Below are 16,252 nucleotides of genomic sequence, written 5' to 3'. Positions count from 1 at the left end.
TCCGGCCCATGGCCCTTTCCCGCCGTGCCCTCGCCCTCCTCCTTCTCGCCGCCACGCCCGCCTGGGCGAGCAGCGACCAGGAGCGCGCGCGCCGCGCCTTGCGCGAGGGGCGCATCCGGTCTCTTTCGGAGATCCTCGCCATCGTGCAGCCGCGCCTCGGCGGAAGGGTGATCGAGGTGGAGCTGGACGAGGAGGACGGGCGCTTCGTGTATGAGTTCAAGGTGATGACCCCGCGCGGCCGCGTCCGCGAGGTGGAGGTGGATGCCGCCACCGGCGAGATCCTGGAGATCGACGACTGATGCGCCTCCTGCTGGTCGAGGACGAGCCGCGCATCGCCGCCCATGTTAGCGCCGCCCTCGCGGGGGCTGGCTACGTGGTGGACCAGGCAGCGGATGGCGAGGAAGGCTGGTTCCGCGGCGACACGGAAGACTACGCCCTGGTCGTGCTCGACCTCGGGCTGCCGCGCATGGACGGGCTTGCCGTGCTGAAGCGCTGGCGCGCCGCCGGCCGCAACATGCCGGTGCTGGTGCTCACCGCGCGCGGCGCCTGGTCGGAGCGGGTGGAGGGCATCGACGCCGGGGCCGACGACTACCTGCCCAAGCCCTTCCGGGTGGAGGAGCTTCTGGCCCGGGTGCGCGCACTCTTGCGCCGCTCGGCGGGGATCGGCGCGGCGGTGATCGAGGCCGGGCGCATCACCGTGGACCCGCGCCGCAAGGAGGTGTCGCTGGACGGCGTGCCCCTCGCGCTCTCGGCGCTGGAATACCGGCTTCTGTCCTTTCTCGCGCACCATCGCGGCCGCGTCGTTTCGTCCGCCGAGCTGATCGAGCACCTCTACGGCGACGACGACGCGCGCGACGCCAACGCCGTGGAGGCGCTGGTGATGCGGCTCCGCCGCAAGCTGGGGCCGGAGGTGATCGAGACACGGCGCGGCTTCGGCTACGCTCTGCCCGGCGGCCCGGAGTGAGCTTCCGCTCGCTGCGGCTGCGGCTGCTGCTGGCCGGGCTGGCTTCCATCCTTCTCGCTCTCGGGGCCGCCACCTTCGGCCTCGCCCTGCTGTTCGAGCGCCACGCGGAACGCCAGGTGGCAGGCGAGTTGCAGGCGGTGGCGGAAGGGTTGGTGGCGCGGCTGGAGCGCGGCCCAGGCGGCGGCTGGGCGCTGGCCTCGCAGCCTGTGGACCCGCGCTACGACCGGCCACTTTCCGGCTTCTACTGGCAGGTCGGCCAGCCGGGCGGCGCGGTGCTGCTGCGCTCCCGCTCGCTTTGGGATGCGGAACTGGCCGTACCGGCGGCGGGGCCGGAGCCGTATCGGATGCCTTCGGCAGGGCCGGAGCGGGAAACGCTGCTGGTGCTGGCGCGCGACGTGGTGATGCCGTCGCGCATGGGCGGGGCGACGCTGCGCATCGCCGTGGCGCGCGACGCGACGGAGATCGCGGCGGCGGCGGCCGGGTTCCGCCGCAACCTCCTGCCCTATCTCGGGCTGATCGGCGCGGTGCTGCTGCTGGGCTCCTTCGCGCAGCTTTCCGTGGGGCTGCGGCCGTTGGTCGCGGTGCGGCGGCGGCTGGGCGCGATCCGCAGCGGCGAGGCGGCGCGGCTGGGCGATGGCTTTCCCTCGGAGATCCAGCCCCTGGCGCGGGAACTGGACGCGCTGCTGGACCAGCGCGAGCGCGACATCGCCGCCGCCCGCGCCCGCGCCGCCGACCTCGCGCACGGGCTCAAGACGCCGCTCCAGGTCCTGCTCGGCGAGGCGGCGATGCTGCGCGATGCCGGGGCGGAAGCGGCGGCGGAAAGCGTGGGCGAGGCGGCGGAGGCGATGCGCCGCCACGTGGAGCGCGAATTGGGGCGCGCCCGCCGCGCCGCCCGTGGCCCCGGCACCAGCGCGGCCGTGCGGTACGTCGCGGAGCGCCTGCTGCGCGTGCTGTCGCGCACGGAGGATGGCGCGCGGGTCGCGTGGCACCTCGACATCCCCGAGGGGCTGCGCGTTGCCTTGCACGAGGACGACCTGGCCGAGGCGCTCGGCACGCTGGCGGAGAATGCCGCCCGCTTCGCCGCGAGCGCGGTCACGCTCTCCGCGACGCCCGAGGCGGGCCAGGTCATCGTCGCGGTGCGGGATGACGGCCCTGGCATCGCCGAGGCGGACCATGCGGAGGCGCTACGCCGCGGGGGGCGGCTGGACGAGGGCGGGACTGGGCTCGGCCTCGCCATCGCGCGGGAGATCGCCGAAGGGGCGGGCGGTTCGTTGCGCCTTGGCCCGACCGGCCCGGGGCGCATGACCGTCTCGTTGGTGCTGCCTGCGGCTTAGCGGAACAGCCCCCGGATCGCCTTTGGGTCCACCTCCTCCAGCGTCGGCGGCGACCATTTCGGCGAACCGTCCTTGTCCACCAGCACGGAGCGCACGCCCTCGCGGAAATCCGGGTGCTCGTGCACCACGCCCTCGGTGAGGTGCAGCTCCTCCTCCAGGCAGCCGCGCAGGTCCAGCGCGGCGCCGCGCCGCAGCAGCTCCAGCGAGACGCAGAGGCTGGTGGGGGACATGCGGCGCAGCGTCTTCACCTGCTGCGCGGCCCATTCCGTCCCTTCCGCTTCCAGCGCCTGGATGATCTCCAGCACGGTCGGCTTGGAGAAGCAGCGGTCGATCACCTCGCGATGCGGGGCGAAGCTGGCCTCGGGCAGGGGGGCAGTGAAGCGCTCGATGACGCCCGCATCGCCCGTCTCCACCAGCGCGGCGCGCAGGGCAGGGAGGTTCTCGCGCAGGACGTAGTGCGTGGCGAACCCGCAATGGACGTTGTCGGCACCCGTGACGCGCGCGCCGGTCAGTGCCAGCCAATTGCCCAGCGCGCCGGCCAGGCGCGGCAGGATGTGGCTGGTCCCCACGTCGGGGAACAGGGCGATCGCGGTTTCGGGCATGGCGAGCAGCGCGTGCTCGGACGCCACGCGCGGCCCGTTGTGGATGGCGAGGCCGATGCCGCCGCCCATGCACACGCCGTCGATGATGGACACCCAGGGCTTGGGAAAGGTCGCGATGCCCTCGTTCACCGCGTATTCCTCGGAGAAGAAGGCGCGCACTGGGGCACGATTGCCCGCCACCGCCGCCTCGCGCACCGCGCGCACGTCGCCACCCGCGCAGAAAGCGCGGCCGCCTGCGCCTTCCAGGATGACCAGCGCCACCGAAGCGTCGTCGCGCCAAGCGTCGATCGCCTTCTGGAAGTCCTGGATCATTCCGAGGTCGAGCGCATTCAGCGCCTTCGGGCGGTTCATCAGCAGCGTGCCCGCACGGCCCTCCCGGGCCATGACGAGGTTGGGTTCGGACATCCGGTTCATCCCTGCGTTGAGCCATCGTGTTTAACGGGGTTGCGGAGGCCGGCAAGGCGCCAAGCTTCCCCATGTCCTCAGGAGGAGAAGCCTATGTTGATCCTGTCCCGCCGCTCGGCCCTGCTCGGTGCCGGCGCCGCCCTGCTTTCCGCCCGCGTCGGTTTCGCGCAGCAGCAGCAACAACAGCCGTCGCAGGGGCAACAGCCTTCCCCGCCGCAGATCGCGCCCGGTCCGCACAGCTTGCCCGACCTGCCTTATGGGCTGGACGCCAACGAGGCGGCGATCGATGCGCGCACGATGGAACTGCACCACCGCTTCCACCACGCGACCTATGTGAACAACCTGAACAACGCGCTGCGTGAGCACGAGGCCTTCGGCCGCATGCCGCTCGACGAACTCATGATGAACCTGTCCCGCGTGCCGGAGAACGTGCGCACCGCGATCCGCAACAATGGCGGCGGCCACGCCAACCACACCATGTTCTGGGAGATCATGGGCGGGCGCGGTGGCGAGCCGACGGGACGGCTGCTGGAGGCGGTCAACCGCGACCTCGGCGGCATGGGCGAGTTCCGCAACCGCTTCAACCAAGCATGCATGAGCGTGTTCGGCTCGGGCTGGGGCTTCGTGACCGTGGCGCAGTCCGGCCAGCTGGCCATCGCCACCAAGCCCAACCAGGACACGCCGCTGATGGACGGGCAGCGTGCCCTGATGGGCAACGACGTGTGGGAGCACGCCTATTACCTGCGCTACCAGAACCGGCGGCAGGAATACGTGAACAACTGGTGGAACGTGCTGAACTGGGAAAAGATCGGCGAGCGCTTCACCGCCGCGACGGAAGGCCGCCTGCGCGTCTGAGGCGGGAGTTGGGCTGCCGGGACGGGACCCGGTGGCCCTTTCCGCGCCGGGGGTAGTTATACTATAACATATCTATGTCTCTCGCGCACAACGATGTCTCGCCCCGGCCGGAGATCTGGCGCCGCCTGCCCGGCGATGACTGGGCCGCCTTCGACGCCCTCCCGGCCAGCATCCGCCGCCGCCTCGCCGAGCATGCCTATGACGCCTGGGCGGTGAACGCCCTGGCGCTGTGGCGCAGCTTCCGCCGGAGCCTTGGCCCGCTTCGGGCCGAACGCCGCCTCATGCGCTGGATCGAGGAATGCGAGCGGGAGGAGCGCAGCGCCTTCGCCGCCCGCCAGGGCGCCCCTCTGCCGCACGAGGCCGCGGGCGCGACCGTGATGCGCTGGGCTAGCCGGCCAGCCAGCGCCAGAGCAGGGGCAGCAGCAGGGCCGTCCCCAGCGCGTTGAGCCCCATTGCCAGGGCGCTGAACGCCCCGGCCTCCGCGTCCACGGACAGGGCGCGGGCCGTGCCGATGCCGTGGCTGGCCGTGCCCAGAGCCAGGCCGCGCGCCCGCATGTCCCGCACGCCGAGCAGCGTGAGCAGCAAGGGGCCGAGCGCCGCCCCCACCACCCCGCAGCAGATCACGATGACGGCGGTCAGGCTGGGCAGGCCGCCCAACGCCTCGCTGACGCCCATGGCCACGGGGGCGGTGGTGGCGCGCGGCGCTAGGCTCGCCATCAGCCCTGCGCCGCCGCCGAAGCCCCAACCCAGCGCAAGGCCGGACAGGATCGCGGCGAGGCTGCCCGTCCCCACCGCGGCCAGGATCGCCAGGGGCCGCGCCCGCACCGCCGCCCATTGCCGTGCCAGCGGCACGGCCAGCGCCACCGTCGCCGGGCCGAGCAGGAAATGCACGAACTGCGCGCCGGCGAAGTAGTCCCGATAGGCGATGCCCGCGAGGAGCAGTGCCCCAGCCAGCAGCGCGACCGCCAGCAGCACCGGGTTGGCGAGGGGATGGCCCCCGCACCAGCGCTGCACCCGCAGCGCCACCCACCACGCGCAGAGCGTCGCGGTCAGCGCCGCCAGCGGCTCCCGCGACAGGTAGACCCACAACTCGCCGAGCGGGTTCACCGCCGCCCCAGCAGGCGCTGCGCCACCAGCCCGGTCAGCCCCAGCGCCAGCAGCGTCCCGCCCAGGATGGCGAGGCCGATGGGCCAGGCCCCCGCCGCCAGCAGGTCGAGATGCAGCACGACCCCGACCCCGGCCGGGATGAACAGCAGGCCGAGATGCGCGAGCAGCCCGTCCGCCGCCGTGCCCACCGCTTCGGGCACGCGGCCGCCGAGCAGCAGCGCGGCCAGGAGCAGCCCCATGCCGAGGACCGGGCCCGGCACGGGGAGATGCAGCGCCCGCGCCAACAGCTCCCCCGCCAGCTGGCAGAGCAGCAGCGCCGCGAGCCCGCCGATCACCCGCCTTTCCGCAGCGCCTCGAAATGGGCGGCGGGCTTCAGGATGCGGTTCTCCATGCGGATCAGCATCCCGCCCTCGGCCACGCCCTTGAGGTAGACGCCCCAGGCCGGGTCGGCGGCCATGGCGTTGCGCCGCGCCTCGCGATCCGCCTGGTCCTTGTAGCCCCAGAGGTGGACGACCGTGTTCAGCTCGCCCTCGATCGTCGTGTACCAGCCCAGGCAGTTCTCCAGGTACTTGAGCTGGAGCGGCCAGGCCTTCTCCTCGTAGAGCTTCACGAAATCGGCCAGCCTTTGCGGCAGGCAGGTGTAGATGCGCAGATCCACGATCATGGGCGGCGTCCTCCTCGTCCGCCGCCCATGATGCCGGGGCGCTACTGGATGTCCACCCGCACGAGGTCCTGGAACCAGGACTGCGCCGGGGTGAAGCCGCGCACGCGGCGGCTCATCGCGCGCGGGTTCAGGTCATGCACGACGAACAGCCAGGGCGCGCCGTCCACGATGCGCGCATGGGCGCGGGCGTAGGCGGCGTTGAAATCCGCCTCGTTGGTCGCCCGCTCCAGTGCGGAGAAAGCTTCCTCATACTGAGGGTCGTTGAACTGCGGCCAGTTGAAGCCGTTGGGTGGCACGAAGGCCTGGGAGAAGTAGCGCGTCATCACCGACGCGTCGGAGGAGGGCGAGGACGGGTTGAGCGCCTGCGACCCGGCCAGCACCGGAGCGCCGGGCGCAGAGCGCGTGGCCTGGAGCAGCGTGTTCCACTCCGTCACCTCGAAGGTGACGTTCACGCCGCAGGCCTCGCGCAGGTTCTGCTGCAGGAACTCGTTCATCGGCATCGGCTGCATCTGGCCGGAGCCGGAGGTGGAGATCATCACCTTGAAGGAAAGCGGGCGCTGCGCGTTGTAGCCTGCCTCCTCCAGCATCCGCCGGCCGCGCGCCGCGTCGAAGCGGTAGCGGTGCTCGGGCTGGCCGAAATTGGGGTCGTTGGGCTTCAGCCAGCCGACGGAAGGCTCCGCCGTGCCGTTCAGGAACTGGACCAGCGAATCCCGGTCCACGCAGTAGTTCAGCGCCTGTCGCACGCGCACGTCGTTGAAGGGCGGCTGCGCCGTCTGGAAGAACCAAGGCCAGACATGCGGATAGGAGCCGGTGGAGATGGTAAAGCCCGCGCTGCGCAGCGCCGGGATGGCATCGGGCGGCGGCACCTCGATCCAGTCCACTTGGCCCGAACGCAGCGCGGCGAGGCGCGTCGTCGCCTCCGGCATGGGCAGCAGCACGATGCGGTCCAGCAACGGCACGCGGGCGCGGTCCCAGTATTCCGCGTTCTTGGTCAGCTCGGCCGACTGGCGCGGGACGAAGCGCGACAGGCGGAAGGGGCCGGTTCCCGCCGGCGGCAGAGCCGCGACGCGCGCCCAGTCGCGCCCGCCCGCCTCGAAGCTCTGCGGCGAGGTGAACAGGATATAGACCGCCATGTAGGGGAAGTAGGAGGCGGGGCGGTTGGTGCGCAGCGCCACCGTGCGGTCGTCCACCTTGCGGTAGCTTTCCAGGATGGTGACGCGGGCGCGGGTGATGGCGCCGCCCTGGGGGTCGAATTGCGGCGACTGGTTGTTGAAGAAGCGGTCCAGATTCCAGATCACCGCATCGGCATTGAAGGGCGTACCGTCATGGAAGCGCACCCCCTCGCGCAGGGTGAAGATCCATTCCTGCGGGTCGCCCTCCGCCTGCCGCCAGGACTCCGCGAGGCCCGGGCGCAGCCCCGCCGGCCGGTCGGTGGCCGACAGGTCCCACAGCACCAGCCCCTCGAAGGCCGGGTAGCCGAGGAAGCGCATCCCCTCGAAGCCGTTGTTCGGCAGGCCGCTGGTGGTGGGCACATCCGCCGCCGTCATCGCGATGCGCAGCACCTTCTCCCGCGCTTGCTGCGCGATGGCTGGCGCGGCTGCCATCGCCGCTGCCAGGCCGAGGGCCAGAATCCGTATCCGCATGAAGCCTCTCCCGATGGACACGTGATGCGACCAAAGCCCGTGGCGACGCGCAAGGTGGAATCGTCGCCTCAGCCGGGCAGGGAGAAATCCTTCCACTGCCGTTTCAACTCCGCCTTCCACAGCTTGCCGGTGGCGGTGAGCGGCAAGGTCTCCACGAACTCCACGCGGTCGGGCATCCACCACTTCGCCACCTTGCCCTCCAGCACCGCCAGCACGCTTTCCGGCGTGGGCGAGGTGCCGGGCTTCGGCACGACCAGCAGCAACGGGCGCTCGTCCCATTTCGGATGGGCCACCGGGATGGCCGCGGCCATCTGCACGTCGGGATGCGCGAGCGCCAGATTCTCCAGCGTGATGGAGGAGATCCATTCGCCGCCCGACTTGATGACGTCCTTGGCGCGATCCACGATCTCGATCTCGCCCAGCGCGTCGAGGGTGACGACGTCGCCGGTGCGGAACCAGCCATCCTCCGTCACCGCCGGGTCCTTGTCCCGGTTGAAGTAGCCGTTGGCGGTCCAGTGGCCCCGCACCTCCAGCTCGCCGAAGGCGGTCTCGTCCTGCGGGATGGGGTTGCCATCCGCGCCCAGCACGCGGAAATCCACGCCGAACTCGGGCCGCCCCTGCTTGCGCGAATAGTCGAGGAAGCGCGCCTCGTCCCAATCCGCGTTCTCCGCCTTGCGCGCATTGACCGAGCCGAGGGGCGAGATTTCCGTCATGCCCCAGGCATGCAGGATGGGCACGTCGTATTCCTTCAAGAATCCCTCGGTGATCGCCACCGGCAGCGCCGTGCCCCCGACGACGAGGCGCGGCGGCTTCGCGAAGCGGCGCGACGGATCCTGCCGCAGCCATTGCAGCAGGAGCGTCCAGATGGTCGGCACGCCGGCGGAGAAGGAGACGCGCTCCTCCTCGAAGAGCGAGAAGAGCGAGGCGGGGTCGAGGCGCGGCCCCGGCAGCACCATGGAGGCGCCGACCATGGGCGCGGCATAGGGGATGCCCCAGCCATTGACGTGGAACATCGGCACCACCGGCATCGCCACGTCCATCGCGGACAGCGCGAAGACATCGGGCTGCACCGCCGCCATGGCGTGCAGCACGGTGGAGCGGTGAGAATACAGCACGCCCTTCGGCATGCCCGTGGTGCCGGAGGTGTAGCAGAGCGAGGAAGCCGCGCGCTCATCCAGCTGCGGCCATTCGTAGTCGCCTGTCTCGGCGGAGATGAACTCCTCCAGCGTCACCACCTCGCAGGGCAGGTCGGGGTGCGGGGCGTCGCGCAGCAGGATGACGGTGCGGAGCGCCTTCGGCAGGCGGTCGGCGATGGCGGTCAGCGCCGGCGCGACCGTGGGGTCGAGGAAGAGATGCGTGTCGCCCGCATCCTCCAGGATAAAGGCGATCTGGTCGGCGAAGAGGCGGGGATTCACCGTGTGCAGCACCGCCCCCATGCCGGAGGCGGCGTAGTACACCGCCAGGTGTTCCAACCCGTTCCAGCCGAGGGTGGCGATGCGCTCGCCCTGCTGGACGCCTCGGCGGCGCAGCGCGGCGGCGATGCGCTTCGCCTGAAGCTCCAGATCCGGCCAGGAGGAACGGTGCCGACCTCCCTCGGGGTCCACACCGACCAGCCGGGCGCCGCGATGATGCTTCGCCGCATGCGTCAGGATGGAGGAAACAAGGAGCGGATGCTCCTGCATCAGGCCGCGCAGCATCGTCGTTGGACCTCCCTGTGGTCGCGTCGGCCGGGCCATGGTGCGCCCGGTGCTTTGACGGGGAGGTTACGCGATCAGGCGGCGCGCGGAAGGCCCAATTCGGCCAGGGAGTCGCGCACCGCCTCCACCGCGCGGCGCATCTCCAGCAGGCCCACGTCGCCGATGGCGCCGACGCGGAAGCTCGGCGCCTCCGTGGTGAAATAGGCGCTGATCGTGACACCATTGCGCTCCAGCGCCGCGATGAAGCGCGGGAAGTCCAGCCCTTCCGGCTGGTGCACCGTCACGACGATCGGACCCTGGTTCTCCACAGACAGGTAGGGGCGCAGGCCAAGCGCCGCGAAGCCCTCGTGCAGGGCGCGGGCATTGGCGCGGTAGCGCGCCAGCCGCACTTCCCGCCCGCCTTCCGCGTCCAGTCGGTCGAGGGCGACGCGCATGGCGAGGATGGCCTGCACCGGGCCGGTGAAGCGCATGGAGCCCCAGCCATTCACCTGCGTGTTCTTCCACACGTCGGCGAGGTCCAGCGACCAGGACCCGGCTTGGCCGGCGCATTCCTCCACCCGGTCCACCCGCGCCACGGCGAAGCCGAAGCCGGGCACGCCTTCCAGGCACTTGTTGGAGGTGAAGCAGGCCGCATCGACCTCCGGCTGCGAAGCGAGGTCGAGCGGCAGCGCGCCGAAGGCCGAGACGGCATCGAGGATCATGCGCCGCCCCGCCGTGCGCACCGCCGCGCCGATCGCGGCCGGGTCGTTGACGATGCCGCTGCCCGTCTCGCTCTGCACCACCGCGACGTGGGTGGCCTCGGGATGGCGGGACAGGGCCTCGGCCACCTCCTCGGCGCGGGCGCCGCGCGTGTCGGGCAGGGGAAGCTCGATCACCACCCGTCCCGCCTCGCGCGCCAGCCGGGCCATGCGACGGGCGTACTCGCCGTTCATCGGGACCAGCAGCGCCGCGCCCGGCGCCACGAAGCTGCGGATCGCGGCTTCCATCAGCATGTGTCCCGCCCCCTGCAGGGGCAGGGTGGCGTGGACGCCTTCGACCCCGCCGGCCAGGGCACGCAGCCGGTGGCGCACCTCCTCGTAGACCGGGCGGAAAGCCGCGTTCCAGGGCGCGACATCCTCGTTCATCGCGGCGCGCACGGTGGGGTGGGTCTGGACGGGGCCGGGAGTCAGCAGGATCATCGGCGGCCCATGCCTCGAAACTTCGGGGCAGGCAACTCGTGGAATCCCCGCCTCCCATGGCCGACACGCGCGTCACCGCCGCCATCGTGGCCTCGGCCCTGTTCATGCAGAACCTGGACTCCTCGGCGGTGGCGACGGCGCTGCCCTCCATGGCGCGCGACCTGGGCGAGGATCCGGCACGGCTGGGCGTGGCCGTCACCGCCTACCTCGTCGCGCTGACCGTGTTCATCCCGGTTTCCGGCACCATCGCCGACCGCTTCGGGGCGAAGCGGGTCTTCCTGCTGGCCATCGCGCTGTTTGGCCTGTCCTCCGCCGCCTGCGGCCTCGCCAACTCACTCGGCGAGCTCGTGCTGTGGCGGGTGGTGCAGGGCTTGGGCGGCGCAATGATGGTGCCGGTGGGGCGACTCCTCCTGCTTTCCTCCATCCGCAAGGAGGAGATGCTGACCGCGATGACCTGGCTGACCATGCCCGCCATGCTGGGCCCGATTTCCGGCCCGCCACTGGGCGGGCTGCTCACCGACCTGTTCGGCTGGCGGTCGGTCTTCTGGATCAACCTGCCGGTCGCGGCGCTGGGCCTCGCCCTGGTCGCCTGGAAGATCCCGCGCTCGGAGATCCGCCCGTCCGGCCGGCCCGATGTGCTGGGGCTGGTGCTGGTCGGCGCCGCGCTGGCGGGGACCATGGCGGGGCTGGAAACGGTGGGGCGCGGCGTGCTGCCCGGCCTCCTGCCCGAGGCGTTGCTTGTCGCGGGACTTCTCATCGGCTGGGTGGCGCTGCGGCATTGCCGGCGGGTGGAGCGCCCGGCCCTCGACCTGTCGCTGCTGCGCTTCCCGTCCTTTCGCGCCGCGACGCTCGCGGGGTCGCTGTTCCGCACCGGAGCGGGGGCGGTGCCCTTCCTGGTGCCCATGCTGCTGCAGATCGGCTTCGGCTGGGGCGCGACGGAAGCGGGGTTCATTGCCTTCGCCACCGCGCTCGGCGCCTTCGCCATGAAGCCGCTGGCGCGCCCGATCCTGCGGCGCTGGGGGTTCCGCACCGTGCTGGTGGCCAACACCGCCCTGGCGGCGCTGGGGGTGGGGGCGGGGGCGCTGTTCAGCGATGCCTGGCCGGTCGCGGCCATGTTCGCGGTGCTGGCGCTGGGCGGGCTGTTCCGCTCGCTCCACTTCACCTCGCTCAACACCCTCGCCTTCGCCGACCTCCCGCGCGAGAAGCTGTCGGCCGGAACCGGCTTCTACGGCACGGCGCAGCAGCTTCCGGGCGCGATCGGCGTGGTGATGGCGACGGCGAGCCTGGAGGTGGCGCGCCACCTGCGCGGGGGCGAGGCGCTGGTCCCCGCCGACTTCACCGCCGCCTTCGTCATCGCGGCGGCGGTGGTGCTGAGCGCCCTGCCGGGCTTCTGGATGTTGCCACGCGACACGGGGGCGGCCGTTTCCGGCCACCGCCCGTGACCTGTCACTCCGCCGGGGCGCCCGGCACGTGCGGCACCGGGCGACCGCGCCCGCGCGACAGCTTCCGCGCCAGGCTGTCGAAGCCCAGGTAGAGCACCGGCGTCACGAAGAGCGTCAGCGCCTGCGAGACGGCCAGCCCGCCCACCACGGCGAGGCCGAGCGGCTGGCGAAGCTCCGCCGCAGCGCCCCAGCCGGCCGCGATGGGCACGGCGCCGGCCGCGGCGGCCAGCGTCGTCATCAGGATGGGACGGAAGCGCAGGATGGAGGCCTGGCGCACCGCCTCCAGCGCCGACTCCCCGTCGCGCTGCCGCTGCAGTGCCACGTCCACCACCATGATGGCGTTCTTCTTCACCAGGCCGATCAGCAGCAGCACGCCGATCACCGCGATCACCGACAGGTCCAGGTCGAACCACCACAGCGTCGCGAAGGCGCCCAGCGCCGCCGCCGGCAGTCCGGACAGGATGGTGAGCGGGTGGATGAAGCTTTCGTAGAGCACGCCCAGCACCACGTACATGATCAGCACCGCCGCCAGCACCAGCCAGCCCTGGCCTGCCAGCGCCTGCTGGAAGACCTGCGCCGAGCCGGAGAAGCCGGTGACGACGGTGGGCGGCAGGCCCAGCTCCCGCTCCGCCGCGCGGATCGCCTCCACCGCGTTGCCCAGCGCCACGCCGGGCGCGGTGTTGAAGCCGATGGTCACGGCGGGAAGCTGGCCCTGGTGGCCGACCGTCAGCGGGCCGGAGCGCCGCTCGATCGTCGCCAGCGCCGAGAGCGGCACCAGCCGCCCCGTATTGGACCGCAGGTAGAGCTTGGCGAGGCCGCTCTCGTCCCGCTGGTCCTCCGGCAGCGCCTCCAGGATCACGGGATAGGCATTGGCCTGGCCGTAGATGGTGGTGATCTGGCGCGAGCCGAAGGCGGAGTAGAGCGCCTGCCGCACCTGATCGATGGAGACGCCCATCGCAGTGGCGCGGTCGCGGTCCACGTTCACCATCACGACCGGGCTGTCGAGCTGGAGGTCGGTGTTCACGTCCTGAAGCTGCGGCAGCCGCCCGAGGACCTGCTCCAGCCGCGGCGCCCAGTCATACAGCTCGTCCAGCCGCAGCCCCTGCATGGTGTAGATGTAGAGGGTGCGGGACTGGCGCGCGCCGAAGGAGATGTTCTGGATCGGCTGGATGAAGACGCGCAGCCCTGGGATGCCCGAGGCCTGCCGGCGCAGATCCTGGATCACCGTGCCCACCTCGGGGCGCTGCGAGCGGTCCTTCAGCTCAACGAAGAGGCGCCCCTGGTTGATGGAGGCTGAGCCGCCCACCGCGCCCACGGAGGAAACGACGCTGGTCACGTACGGGCTGCCCTCGAACACGGTGGCGATGCGGGCCTGCATCTCGGCCATCGCCTCGATGGAGGCGCCGCGCGGGCCTTCCGTGTTGACGGTGAGCAGCCCCGTGTCCTCGATGGGGAAGAAGCCCTTGGGCATCTTCACCGCCATCCAGCCCGCCGCCAGGACCGAGCCCAGGAAGATGGCCCAGACCACGAGGCGGAAGCGCAGCGACAGGTCGAGCAGCCAGGCATACGCGCCCTCGACCGCCACGAAGCCGCGTTCCAGCGTCCGGTCCAGCCAGCCCGGCTTGCCATGCTGCGCCGGCAGGCGCGAGGCCATGAGTGGGGTGAGGGTGAGCGAGACGACGAGCGAGGCGATGACCGCCAGCGAGACGGTGGCGGCGAAGGCGTTGAAGACGCGACCCACCACGCCGCCCATCAGCAGGATGGGCAGGAAGACGGCCATCAGCGACAGGGTGATGGACAGGACGGTGAAGGCAACCTCCTTCGCGCCGCGGATCGCGGCCTCCAGCGGGCGCATCCCTTCCTCGATGTGGCGCATGATCGCTTCCAGCACCACGATCGCGTCGTCCACCACGAGGCCGACGGCGATGGTCAGGCCCAGCAGCGTCACGTTGTCGATGCCGTAGCCCAGCGCGTACATCAGCGCGAAGGTGACGCAGAGCGAGATCGGCACGGCGACCGAGGGGATCAGCGTCGCCGAGACGCGGCGCAGGAACAGGAAGCAGACCAGCGTCACCAGCCCGATGGCAATCATCAGGTGATGCTGCACGTCATGGACCGCGGCGCGGATGGATTTCGACCGGTCGAGCATGACGCCGAGCCGCGCGCCGGGGGGGAGGGCGGACTGCAGGGCCTCGACGCTCTTCAGCACCCCGTCCACCACCTCCACCGTATTGGCGTCGGGCTGGCGCTGCACCGCGAGGACGAGGGCCCGCTGCCCATCGCGCCAGGAGGCGACGCGCTGGTTCTGTACCCCGTCCACCACCTCCGCGATCTCGCCCAGTCGCACGGGGGCGCTGGCGCGGCCGGAAACGACGAGGTGGGAGAACTGCTCCGCGTTCTGCGGCTGGTCGTTGGCGCGCAGCGTCAATTGCTGCCGCTCGCCGGTCAGCAGCCCCACGGGCGCGTTGCTGTTGGCCTGCTGGATCGCCTGCTGCACCGTGTCGAAGGCCATGCCCATCGCCGCCACGCGGTCGGCGTCGAGCCGCACGCGCACGGAAAAGAGCTGCTCGCCATAGGTGACGACCTGCGCCACGCCCTGCACGCGCGACAGGGCGGGGGCGATGATGGTCGAGGCGACGTCGTTCAGCCGGTACATCGGCACGTCGCCGCCCGAGAGGGTGAGCAGCAGCACCGGCGCGTCGGCCGGGTTCACCTTCCGGTAGGAGGGCGGGATGGTCATCTCGATGGGCAGGCGCCGCTGCGCGCGCGTCAGCGCGGCCTGCACGTCCTGCGCCGCGCTGTCGATGTTGCGGCCCAGCTGGAACTGCAGCGTGAGGTTCAGCGTGTCCTGGCCGGAGGTGGAGTTCATGCTCTCCAGCCCGGCGATGGTGGAGAATTCGCGCTCCAGCGGCAGCGCGACGGAGGTGGCCATGGTCTCCGGGCTGGCTCCGGGGAAGCTCGCGAAGACGGAGATCACCGGGAAGTCCACGCGCGGCACCGCGGCCACGGGCAGGCGCGTATAGGCCACCGCGCCGGCGACGATCGCCGCCAGCGACAGCAGCAGCGTCATGACCGGGCGGCGGATGCAAAGCTCGGAGATGTGCATGGGGTCAGCCCGCCTGTGAGACGCGCTGCGGCGTCGGCTGGGGGTTGCGCTCGTTGGCGCGGGCGCCGTCCGTGACGCGCTGCGCCCCGTCCACGATCACCTTCTCGCCATCCGCGATCTCGCCGCGCACGATGGCGCGGTCGCGCTGGCTGCGGATCAGCTCCACCGGGCGGCGTCGCGCGACGCCCTCGGGCGTCAGCACGAAGACGAAGCGCCCCTGCTGGCCGGTCTGCACTGCGGCGGAGGGGACGCTCACCGCACCCTCATCCTCGGCCGGAGTCAGGCTGACGCGGACATACTGGCCGGGCCAGAGCGCGCCGTCGGCGTTGCTGAACCGGGCGCGCAGCTGGATCGTGCCGGTCTGGGTGTCCACCGCGCTGTCCACGAAGACGAGGCGCCCGGTCGAGGGGTCCTGCCCCTCCGCCGCCGGGCGTGCCTGGACGGGAATGCCCTCGGGCTGGGCCAGGGCGGCGCGGATCTGCGGCAGCCAGCGCTCCGGCACCGCGAACTGCACCAGGATAGGATCCATCTGCGTAATGGTGCCGAGGGCGGTGCTTTCCGCCTGGCGGACGAAATTGCCGACGCGCGTGGGCAGGGCGCCCAGCTTGCCATCGGCCTCGGCCACAATCTGCGCGTATTCGATGTTGAGCCGGGTCTGCTGCATCAGCGCCTCGGTGGCGCGGGCGTTGGCCGCCGCCGCCGCCGCCTCCGCCTGGGCCAGCTCGAAGCGCTGCACCGCCGCGAAGCCCTCGCCGCGCAGCGACTGGTAGCGCACCGCGTCGGCCTGGGTGCGCGCCGCCTGGGCCCGCAGCGCCGTGAGCTGGGCTTCCTGCTGCTGGAGCTGCGCGCGATAGAAGCGGCTGTCGAGGGTGAAGAGCGGCTGGCCGCGCTGCACCATCTGCCCTTCGCTGACATGGACCTCGGTGATCTGGCCGTCCACGCGCGTGCGGATCGTCACCACCGATTCCGGAACGACCAACCCGTTCGCCAGCACCTCCACCGGCATGTTGCCCACGCGAGCGGGCTCGGTGGTCACGGGGATCGCCTGCTGTGCCCAGGCGGGCAGACTCACGGGCAGGTTCAGCAGCAGCGCGAGAGCGATGAGAAGGCGGCGCATTGTTTCTCCGGCATGGGTCTAGCCAAGGGCGCGCGCGGCTTCGCACGCCATCTCCCATCTGGGAGCATACCAGACTCTGAGCACCGCCCTGCCAAATGACAAGGCGTCCACGTTACTCTTCGTCACGGCCGTCGAGAC

At 71.4% G+C, this 16,252-nt stretch carries 15 protein-coding genes; 6 read left to right on the top strand and 9 right to left on the bottom strand.

What is annotated here, in order from left to right:
* Window positions 1-8 precede the first annotated feature (8 nt).
* From OF850_RS15405 to OF850_RS23730, 3 genes are read left to right on the top strand one after another with little or no spacing between them, the layout of a single operon-like run.
* Window positions 9-299 (top strand): PepSY domain-containing protein, encoded by a 291-nt coding sequence (locus OF850_RS15405; RefSeq protein WP_301591168.1) that lies wholly within the window; start codon window positions 9-11, stop codon window positions 297-299.
* On the top strand, window positions 299-964 hold the full coding sequence (locus tag OF850_RS15400) for a response regulator transcription factor (RefSeq protein WP_301591167.1): 666 nt from the start codon (window positions 299-301) through the stop codon (window positions 962-964). Before OF850_RS15405 ends, OF850_RS15400 begins: the two co-directional genes overlap by 1 nt.
* Window positions 961-2,298, top strand: coding sequence for a sensor histidine kinase (locus tag OF850_RS23730; protein WP_301591166.1), 1,338 nt, complete (start codon window positions 961-963; stop codon window positions 2,296-2,298). The genes OF850_RS15400 and OF850_RS23730 overlap by 4 nt, the downstream gene beginning before the upstream one ends.
* Here OF850_RS23730 and OF850_RS15390 read toward each other — a convergent pair.
* The gene (locus tag OF850_RS15390; protein WP_301591165.1) at window positions 2,295-3,305 is read right to left on the bottom strand and encodes an enoyl-CoA hydratase/isomerase family protein; all 1,011 of its coding nucleotides are present in this window, start codon (window positions 3,303-3,305) and stop codon (window positions 2,295-2,297) included. The genes OF850_RS23730 and OF850_RS15390 overlap by 4 nt on opposite strands.
* A gap of 93 nt (window positions 3,306-3,398) precedes the next feature.
* Between OF850_RS15390 and OF850_RS15385 the strand changes: the two genes are divergently transcribed.
* Together OF850_RS15385 and OF850_RS15380 are read left to right on the top strand one after the other, a co-directional pair.
* Window positions 3,399-4,160 (top strand): superoxide dismutase, encoded by a 762-nt coding sequence (locus OF850_RS15385; RefSeq protein ID WP_301591164.1) that lies wholly within the window; start codon window positions 3,399-3,401, stop codon window positions 4,158-4,160.
* Between the two features lie 74 nt (window positions 4,161-4,234).
* The gene (locus tag OF850_RS15380) at window positions 4,235-4,606 is read left to right on the top strand and encodes a DUF6525 family protein (RefSeq protein WP_301591163.1); all 372 of its coding nucleotides are present in this window, start codon (window positions 4,235-4,237) and stop codon (window positions 4,604-4,606) included.
* Here OF850_RS15380 and OF850_RS15375 read toward each other — a convergent pair.
* The 6 genes from OF850_RS15375 to OF850_RS15350 all read right to left on the bottom strand — a co-directional run bounded on the left by OF850_RS15375 (window position 4,548) and on the right by OF850_RS15350 (window position 10,449).
* Window positions 4,548-5,267 (bottom strand): LrgB family protein, encoded by a 720-nt coding sequence (locus OF850_RS15375; RefSeq protein ID WP_301591162.1) that lies wholly within the window; start codon window positions 5,265-5,267, stop codon window positions 4,548-4,550. The two genes, OF850_RS15380 and OF850_RS15375, sit on opposite strands and share 59 nt — an antisense overlap.
* Window positions 5,264-5,602 (bottom strand): CidA/LrgA family protein, encoded by a 339-nt coding sequence (locus OF850_RS15370; RefSeq protein WP_301591161.1) that lies wholly within the window; start codon window positions 5,600-5,602, stop codon window positions 5,264-5,266. The genes OF850_RS15375 and OF850_RS15370 overlap by 4 nt, the downstream gene beginning before the upstream one ends.
* Window positions 5,599-5,931, bottom strand: a complete 333-nt coding sequence (locus OF850_RS15365; RefSeq protein WP_301591160.1) for an NIPSNAP family protein — start codon at window positions 5,929-5,931, stop codon at window positions 5,599-5,601. The genes OF850_RS15370 and OF850_RS15365 overlap by 4 nt, the downstream gene beginning before the upstream one ends.
* Before the next feature lie 41 nt (window positions 5,932-5,972).
* Window positions 5,973-7,574 carry an ABC transporter substrate-binding protein gene (locus OF850_RS15360; protein ID WP_301591159.1) on the bottom strand — a complete coding sequence of 534 codons (1,602 nt, stop codon included), beginning with the start codon at window positions 7,572-7,574 and terminating at the stop codon, window positions 5,973-5,975.
* 68 nt (window positions 7,575-7,642) lie between these two features.
* A complete protein-coding gene (locus OF850_RS15355) occupies window positions 7,643-9,271 on the bottom strand; it encodes a long-chain-fatty-acid--CoA ligase (RefSeq protein ID WP_301591158.1) in 1,629 nt (542 codons plus the stop codon).
* 74 nt (window positions 9,272-9,345) lie between these two features.
* Window positions 9,346-10,449, bottom strand: a complete 1,104-nt coding sequence (locus tag OF850_RS15350) for a 2-aminoethylphosphonate--pyruvate transaminase (RefSeq protein ID WP_301591157.1) — start codon at window positions 10,447-10,449, stop codon at window positions 9,346-9,348.
* Window positions 10,450-10,505: 56 nt separating this feature from the next.
* Here OF850_RS15350 and OF850_RS15345 point away from each other — a divergent pair, with 56 nt between their 5' ends.
* Window positions 10,506-11,891 (top strand): MDR family MFS transporter, encoded by a 1,386-nt coding sequence (locus OF850_RS15345; protein WP_301591156.1) that lies wholly within the window; start codon window positions 10,506-10,508, stop codon window positions 11,889-11,891.
* A gap of 4 nt (window positions 11,892-11,895) precedes the next feature.
* On the opposite strand, the gene OF850_RS15340 is transcribed toward OF850_RS15345, so the two are convergent.
* Window positions 11,896-14,997 carry an efflux RND transporter permease subunit gene (locus tag OF850_RS15340; protein ID WP_301591155.1) on the bottom strand — a complete coding sequence of 1,034 codons (3,102 nt, stop codon included), beginning with the start codon at window positions 14,995-14,997 and terminating at the stop codon, window positions 11,896-11,898.
* 4 nt (window positions 14,998-15,001) lie between these two features.
* Window positions 15,002-16,114: an efflux RND transporter periplasmic adaptor subunit gene (locus OF850_RS15335; RefSeq protein ID WP_301591154.1), complete on the bottom strand. Its 1,113-nt coding sequence runs from the start codon at window positions 16,112-16,114 to the stop codon at window positions 15,002-15,004.
* Window positions 16,115-16,252 lie beyond the last annotated feature (138 nt).

It is taken from the genome of Sabulicella glaciei, assembly GCF_026183895.1.
Taxonomy (GTDB): Bacteria; Pseudomonadota; Alphaproteobacteria; order Acetobacterales; family Acetobacteraceae; genus Roseococcus; species Roseococcus glaciei.
The sequence above is the reverse complement of the archived record's forward strand: the minus strand, read 5'-3'. Positions and strand labels throughout refer to the sequence as shown.